Raw genomic sequence first — 8,430 nt, forward strand, 5'->3', positions numbered from 1 at the left:
CATCAAACAAATAACCGACTGGAAACTAGTTTAAGAAAAACTTAGGGTTGCGCGATTTGGAGAGGCGATAGATGGATTTTATACCAAGTTGTCTAGTGGTTGCTGGGGCCGGATTCTCCTTTAATGCGGGCCTTCCGTTAGCGAGTACTTTTTCCAAAGCGCTGTTGAATGTGAACAAGCTGAAATTGGATGGGCCAAGTGCGAACCACGTCAGGTTTCTGAGAAATTTCGTCAATCAAGTGTTTGGCGAGGGTGAAGACATAAGGCCTGAAGAATGGCCTGAGTTGGAGGATCTCTTCACACTTGTCGATCTCTCCGCAAATACGGGTCATCACTTGGGCATGAATTATTCAGCGTCAGACCTGCGAGTGGTGCGCAGGGCAATTATCGTCAGAATGATCAGAATGTTGCCTCAAGCATATCGACGGAAAATGTTGAGTAAAGATGCGCAATGGCGAACTTTGGAGACATTCTTCGAGCGATTTGATACGCAAAATACTGCGGTACTCAGCATGAATTGGGATACGGTCTTCGAGAGTGGTATTGCCAGAACGCAATCAGTCCGCGCTGTCGATTATGGTTGCGACGCGCGAGCGTGTGAGTTTGAAAGAAGTGCACTAGTGAAAGCCAAATACCCCGAAGACAGGGCACTTCGCCTTCTGAAGCCACATGGCTCTGTCAATTGGCTCTACTGCGATTCGTGTCGAGAGCTCTTTTGGCTTCCTGCAAGCCAAACTGAAAAAGTTGCTCAAACCCTGTTCCGTGACAAAGACTGGAAGAGTGTTATTGATTTCACAGGTAGTCGTACAAAGGCGACAGTATTGACTCCTCGCTGCATACACTGCCGCAGCACGGCTTTAGGTACTAGGTTTGCGACTTTCAGTTACCGCAAAGCCTTAGATTTTCCCATGCACGCCGCGACGTGGCGTACTGCAGAACGCTACCTGAAGAAAGCTGGGCATTGGGTATTTTTTGGATATTCGATGCCTGCTGCAGATTTCGAATTTAAGTACCTACTCAAGCGAGTTCAATTGAGCGAACCGATTAGGCCCGCAATCACCGTGATCACTGGTGGCTCAGACGCCAAGGATACAATTGAGCGATACGAGAAGTTTTTTGGGACCGTTTCAGGAGAACGTTACTACTTTGCGAACGGGTTAACATCGCACGTGCTTCAACACCTCAACTCAATCGGGGTTCTTAGACACATTTGATGGTCTCGCTGATCGTCTGCGAACGGTAGGGTTTGGGCAATGACACCACAGCATAAAAATATCATCAGGCCAGGTTTCTAATGGCAAAAACTAATCTCGTTCGCCCGAGCCGTGATGGCGATCAGTTTCACTACCTTTGGGCAGCGCGACGATGCTTAAAGCTATTGTCTGCCACCAGCGACTTGGTGGCAGTCACTATTGAGGGAATATCACCGATAGAAGCTGGTGGCGGCGAAACCGTTACTGCCGGAGAAGACGTTATCGATATCGCCGAGTACTTCGGCAGCGAGGATTTTGCTGACGCACGGCTCGTGCGTTACATGCAACTCAAGCATTCAACCTTGCACGCGCATGAACCGTGGACGGCCAGTGGACTAGAGAAATCAGTTACGGGCTTCGCCGAGCGGTACAGGGAATTGCTCAAGACCTTTCCTAAAGATGTCCTAGCCGGAAAGCTGGAGTTTTGGTTTGTCACGAATCGGCCAATTGGCGATGCCTTCGCTGAGGCCGTCGAAGACGTTGCGGAAGGGCGTACTGTTCGCCACATCAAAGAAGTCAAGAAGATTGAGCGCTTCGCAGGCCTTTCCGGCGATGATCTTGCGGCGTTTTGTAAGCTTATACATTTTGAAGGGCGACAGGATGACTATTGGGATCAACGCAACATTCTATTCCAGGATGTTGGTGGCTATCTCCCAGATTCGGACGTATATGGTCCCCTGAAGCTAAAAGAGCTTGTAACGCGGAAGGCGCTGTCGGAGGGAGAGCGCAATCCTTCCATTACAAAGATGGACGTGTTCCGCGCTTTGGATACCGATGAGAGCGCCCTCTTTCCGGCTCCAAACCTCATTGAAAAATTGGACGGCTCGCTGGCTCGGGATCAAGAGCTTGCCCTCGTCGCCGAAATTGTTGCGGCCAAAGGCCCAGTGGTAATTCATGCGCCTGGCGGTATCGGCAAGACGATCTTCGCCAATAGAATTGCAGGCAGTCTTCCCAGAGGCTCGAATTGCATCCTCTACGATTGTTTTGGAAACGGCCAATATCGCAATGCATCCGGCTATCGCCACCGACACAAGGACGGTTTGGTGCAAATTGCAAATGAGTTGGCGAGCAAAGGGCTCTGCCATTTGCTCATTCCGACAGTTCATGCGGATTCGGCTTCTTACGTCAGAGCCTTCGTTCATCGCATAGGACAAGCTTCCGACTTCATACGGCTTCAAGACCCCGAAGCGCTACTGTGTATCGTAATCGATGCCGCAGACAACGCCCAGATGGCTGCTGAAGAGATTGGAGAAAAGAAATCATTTGTGCGCGACCTTATCAGGGAAAAGATGCCGGATAACGTCCGGTTGGTATTCCTTTGTCGGTCACATCGTCAGCACCACCTCGACCCACCTAGCGAAGCGTTGAGTCGTGAACTGGTACCATTCAGCCGCGCAGAAACGGCAGCGCATCTTCGACTGCGTTTTCCCGAAGCCAATGAACATGATGTGGACGAATTTCATCGCCTCAGTTCATGCAATCCCCGCGTTCAGGCCCTTGCCCTGTCTCGTAACGAGACCCTGCCCAATACGCTTCGCTTGCTTGGTCCAAACCCCAAATCAGTTGAAGACACTATCGGTAGCTTGCTCGAAGCAGCCATAGAGAAGCTGAAATATCACTTGGGGCCATTAGAAAGATCTCAGGTCGATAGTATATGTACCGCGCTGGCCGCGCTTCGCCCGCTCATCCCCTTGTCGGTTTTGTCTGCGATTTCGCACGTTCCCGAGTCAGCAATAAAAAGCTTTGTCATAGACATCGGGAGGCCGCTGCGTTTGGCAGGCGATTCTGTGCAGTTTTTCGACGAACCTGCAGAGACGTGGTTTCGAGAGAGGTACAAGCCAACGAGCGCCTCAATGGGCGGCTTCATCAGTGTTCTGTATCCACTCGCCTCAAAAAGCCCCTATGTTGCATCTGTCTTGCCGCAATTGATGCTCGATGCAGGGCAATTCTCAAATCTTGTTGACCTTGCGTTGAAGTCCGATGCTCTCCCAGAGACGAGTCCCCTAGAGAGACGCGACATCGAACTGCAGCGACTACAATTCGCGCTGAAGGCAGGACTGCGTTCGAAACGCTATCTTGATGCGACCAAACTCGCCCTGAAAGCGGGCGGTGAAACGGCGGGAGACGACAGGCAGAGGAAGATTTTGCAGGCCAACACTGACCTGTCTTCGACGTTTCTCGACGTTGACCTAATTCAGGAAATTGTGTCGCGAGGAACATTCGGTTCAGGCTGGCTTGGATCGCATCATGCCTACGAAGCAGCTCTGATGTCAGGGTGCCCGGCTTTGGTGGGCGATGCTCGGAGCCGTCTGCGCATGGCATCCGAATGGCTTAGGAACTGGAGCAGACTGTCTGAAGAGGAACGAGAGAAGGAACGAATTTCGGACGAAGACATCGTTGCATTGACCTTTGCCGAAATTAATATCCATGGTGCCGAAGCTGCAGCACACAGCCTTGGCCGCTGGACACCAAGGGAGGTTTCGTTCCGCATAGGGCTTGCGGTTGCCAAACGACTTATCGATCACAACCGCATAGATGATTTGAATGCGTTCGCGGTAGCCGCTGACAACAATCTGTGTTTGGTGCTGGGGATCGCCGTAGCATTGCAGCGAATTCGAAAGGTACCGCCTCTCGAAGTGACGCAAAGAGCGTTCCGATTGCTTGCCAGCACCCGAATAAGCCTTAGCGATGGCGGTTCGTTCACTGATCGCTACTCTGCCCTGAATGCAGTGGTTATTCTCGTGGAAGCGGCTTTAGAGCACTCACTTTGTTCTAAAACGGAGGCTGCATCGGTCCTTTCGCGCTACCTGCCAAGTGAGCCTCCGTTAGATATTGCGTCCCGCTTCTCTAACACGCGATCTCATCTCCTGCGTGGCTATAGCCTGCGTGCCACGCTGATCGATACACCCCTCGAACTCGTGGATCTTGCGCATGGTTCTCTTCGACAGGAATTAGAAGGGAAAAACCAACATTCGACGTCTCGCGATCTCCAAGAATTCAAAGAGGACATCGGCGCGCTCCTGCCTTGGCACAACCTCAGGGCAAGGGTTGTTTGCGGGACTGTTACCGGGCCGACGCTGAATGACGAGCTTGCCTTAGCGTGTGAAGCATCAAACAAAGCCGCTCGAATTCATTACCGGGACGACCATTACACTTCGAATGATATAGCCTTGGTATGGTTCGAGATCCTATTTAGACTGCAGGCAGTTGACGAGACGACGCTGGGCGCTTTCTCCGATTGGAAGAGCAGTTTGAAACGTCCGCTTTTCACGCCCACTTTGACCACACTGGCAAGGCTATGTTGTGAAAACTTCAATGCTCGGAAAAACGCGCTCGAATTTGTGTTGGAGGCTTTCAATTTAACTAACGATGAAAGATCCGATGCTGAGCAGAAGTCGGATGGCTTTATCGAAGCGTCACGTGCGATCCTTTGCCTTAGCAAAGGGGAAGCCAAAGGATATTTCAACGAGGCGGTGGAAGTCGCGAGTAAAATTGGCGATGAGAATTTGTCACGGTGGGATGCCATACTGGATCTGGCGGATCGATCAGTTCGCACAGACCGCCCCGTTCCCGAGACGGCGTACCGCTTCGCACGCTGCGCGGAGCTAACTTACGACTATGTTGTTCGAGACAAGCATTTCGATTGGCACGCAACCGTTGAGGCTTTGACCGGGCTGTGCCCTCCCTCATCGCTGGCGATCCTTAGCCGTTGGCGGGACCGTGGTTTTGGATGGTCAGAACGAATTGTTCCTGTCGCAATAAGAAAGCTTGTTGAACGTGGAGAATTAGATCCGCTAAACGCACTCCCATTGATAGGTTTTCGGGGGCGCTGGCGACACGAAACGCTGCTTGATGAGGCACTGAACGCTTGCAAGTCCTCAAACGAAAAAGCAGCTATAGCCGCTCACCTATTCCGCTATTCTCAATTCAATTCTGGCGACTTTAAAGAACTGCAAGAAGTCATACGCCGCCACGGGGTACTTCTGGAAGGGCTCGATGAAGCCGTTCAGTTCACTGACGACGTGGAACTCAAGCGAAATTCGAGGAAAGTCGAGGAAAATGGCATCGGCGTGGAAGCTGTTTCGGTAACGACCAAGGATTGGAACAGCATTTTCGACGGAATAAGCTTGGCCAGCGCCAATGGTATTTCCGAGAGTTATAGAAGATATAAGGCTTCAGAGCGCCCTTGGTATCACGAGCATTTCTTCCAGCAAACGCTCATCCGGGTACCTATTGGTTCGGAAGTCGAATTCATCTTGTCGTTTGGCGAAGTGCCGGAATTTGAACTCTATCATCTAAGAGTTTTCTTAGAGCAATGCCCGAGGGAGTGGAGTCAGCGACCAGCAATCAAGCGTGCCTTCGAGGCAATCCTCAGGAAGCTTTGCCGACGGTATTGCCTTAACGTAGCAAAGTATCGGCATTACGAGATTTTTCCGTTCAAGACCGCTTGCCTTCTCAGCGGAGCGGACGAAGCCGATATTGTCGAAGTTGTCCTGGATGGTATCGGTGAAACAGCAGACTTGGCTGATGCAGCGCGGCTATTTTCGCTGGTCGGGCTTTTAGCAATCAAGCTCTCAGAAGACGATGCGTTAGAAGCGCTCGATTTCGGCCTAGAACTTTTCTCCAGCTCTTTGGAGGAGAAAGACGGCGATGGTTCTTGGTCGACTAACCTCCTGCCACCTTCAGACATCAATGCCGCCTTGGCGGGTTATGTCTGGGCCGCAATGGCAGCACCAGAGACCGTCACGCGATGGGAGGGCGCGCATGCGGTGCTGGGCTTTGTCGCGCTTGGACGGAAAGACATACTAGAGCACCTGTTCAACTTCAGTTCCGAGAATGTAGGAGGTCCATTTGTCGATGCCAAATTGCCGTTCTACAGCCTGCACGCGCTCCAGTGGTTTCTGATCGGCGTAAATCGAGGAGCAATCGCAAACGCTGCGGCGCTTGCACCATATGGTCAACGTCTGATGGACTTGGCGTTGAAAGGAGAGCCGCACATCCTCATCAGGCTGTTCGCAGCTCGGGCGGTCCGAATATTGATGGACAACGAGATAGTCGATGATCAAGCCGATCTCCGGCACACGTTGGAGCACGTCGCCAAATCACCATTTCCTGCCGTGGAATCGAAATCTTATGATCGTTTCACCAGAAGCGATGAGGCAGGAGATGCGAACGATGATGACAGCTTCTATTTCAGCTTGGACATCGGTCCGTATTGGTATGCACCCTTGGGGAGAGTATTCGGTTTGTCGCAAGGGCAAATCGAATCAGAAGCACTGGCCGTTATCCGGGGCCAGTTAAAGTTCGCTGGCCGCGGACGTTGGGACGAGGACGAGAGATCTCGTCGTAAGCTGTACCAAGAGGGCCACACCTACCACTCACACGGCTCTTACCCTCGTGTAGATAGTCTCAGTTTCTATCAGGCATACCACGCTATGCTGATCGTCGCGGGCAGAAATCTGGCATGCAGGCAAGTTCATTGCGATTCAGAATGTGGAGTCGTGGATGAATTCGCTGATTGGCTGGAGAGGCATGACCTGTCACGTCAAGATGGACGCTGGCTGTGGGACCGGCGAGACCCTGCACCGCTCGAACAGCCATCTTGGTTGGATTGTGATAAGGCAGACAAAAACTACAGCCTCATCAGGACTACGGATTTTGATGAGGCATTGCATAGCGGCGCGATGACTAACATTTGGGGCCATTGGACGACAGCAAATTCCGAGCGCGAGCAGTCTGTCGATATCCACAGCGCCTTGGTATCCCCGATGAACTCGGAGGCCTTGTTACGTGCATTGAGCACGGCCGACAGCAGGTATGATTACGCTATTCCAAGCGCTGAAGACGATATGGAAATCGATGAGCATGGATACTCGCTCAAAGGTTGGATCATCGACCGCAGCCGCGACGGCGGGGTGGATAGCCAAGATCGTTGGGCGGGAGGCATCAGTTACCCAGCCCCACGCCCGGCGGAAGACATACGCGAATTGATGGGTCTGCGAACGGATGCTGATCAACGGACGTGGACAGATAAGGATCATTCAACTGTGATGATGTCCCAGGTCTGGGGGCACTTCGATGAGGGCAACCGGCATGAGAGCGTCAGCCCGGAACGTGGAAGTCGAATCAATGCATCACAGGACTTCCTGAAAGCACTCCTTGGCAAGCTGCAGCGCAACCTGATTATCGCTGTAAACATAGATCGTCGACGACGTTACAGATCATATGAAAGCAGTATCGAAAATGACAAAGACAGAATCCCAACAAAGTCAAGAATCTACCTGCTTAAAGCCGACGGAAGCTTGCACACAATCTGATGCAATACTGGCTTTAGGTCGAAAGCTGGTGGAGGCAATGAATGTCGACGGATCTGCCGATACGCTTGGCAGGTGGATGGCCCACTATGTTGCTGAACTGATCGATGAAGCAGAGAGAGCCACTGGTTCCGAGAAGGCAGCAGCCCAGGACAGGTGCTTTACGGCTATTCTTGAACTATGGAGTCACCGAGCGGAATTTCCTAGAGGAATGCGGCCGCACCAAGAGTTGGAGCCGATCCTGCGGGTCTTGGAAAGTCTCGACACTGCAGCGGAGTATCCGAGGTACTACCCGTCCGCACAGCCGTCGAAGAATGATCCGGAAAACGCTGAAGTCGAAAAATGGCTCGATCTGGCTCGGGGACTCGATTATTCCGCAAAGCTACTAATCAGGTACTGTCTGTCTCAAGCCGCCGCTCTGGCAACCGACAAATCGAAAGAGTGGGTAAAGCTCGCGGAAGCTGCGGAAGCCAACTCAGGTATCTCTGAAATTTTCATCCGTTTCATATCCACGACCGAGGATTTGAACGACGGGGGCAAAGCCAACAAAGCGCTGCGAGAAGATCTTCAGGACCGATTGCAGCGCCTTAGAGCATTTCGGGAATTGGCGGAGGGGTTGGGCGAACATTTTCAGGCTGAACTAGGCAAATTGCCACAGGTGGATGGCGTAAAGGAGGATGAAGTGCGCATTTCCTTGCACTCCCCTCCCGCGTTACCCAATTCAAACCTCGGATAGTGGGTTCTAGCCTGTGGAAGAGTAAGCGCTGGTTTTCCCCCACCTTCCGGATCAGCGTGTGATTGTTGATGTTGTTGCCGAACGAGGCTTCGACATATGACGATTACAGGGTTTACGCATGGCACCA

The 8,430-nt window shown here is 52.1% G+C and carries 3 protein-coding genes; all 3 read left to right on the forward strand.

Features of this window, described 5'->3' with window-relative positions:
* Positions 1 to 71 precede the first annotated feature (71 nt).
* Positions 72 to 1,214: a hypothetical protein gene (locus tag C7449_RS21600; protein WP_146165092.1), complete on the forward strand. Its 1,143-nt coding sequence runs from the start codon at positions 72 to 74 to the stop codon at positions 1,212 to 1,214.
* 80 nt (positions 1,215 to 1,294) lie between these two features.
* A complete protein-coding gene (gene avs3a, locus C7449_RS14755) occupies positions 1,295 to 7,570 on the forward strand; it encodes an AVAST type 3 anti-phage nuclease/ATPase Avs3a (RefSeq protein ID WP_108003630.1) in 6,276 nt (2,091 codons plus the stop codon).
* Between the two features lie 25 nt (positions 7,571 to 7,595).
* Positions 7,596 to 8,303 carry an AVAST type 3 anti-phage proein Avs3b gene (gene avs3b, locus C7449_RS14760; protein WP_407070387.1) on the forward strand — a complete coding sequence of 236 codons (708 nt, stop codon included), beginning with the start codon at positions 7,596 to 7,598 and terminating at the stop codon, positions 8,301 to 8,303.
* Positions 8,304 to 8,430 lie beyond the last annotated feature (127 nt).

The sequence above is a fragment of the Mycoplana dimorpha genome, from assembly GCF_003046475.1.
GTDB classification, from domain to species: Bacteria; Pseudomonadota; Alphaproteobacteria; order Rhizobiales; family Rhizobiaceae; genus Mycoplana; species Mycoplana dimorpha.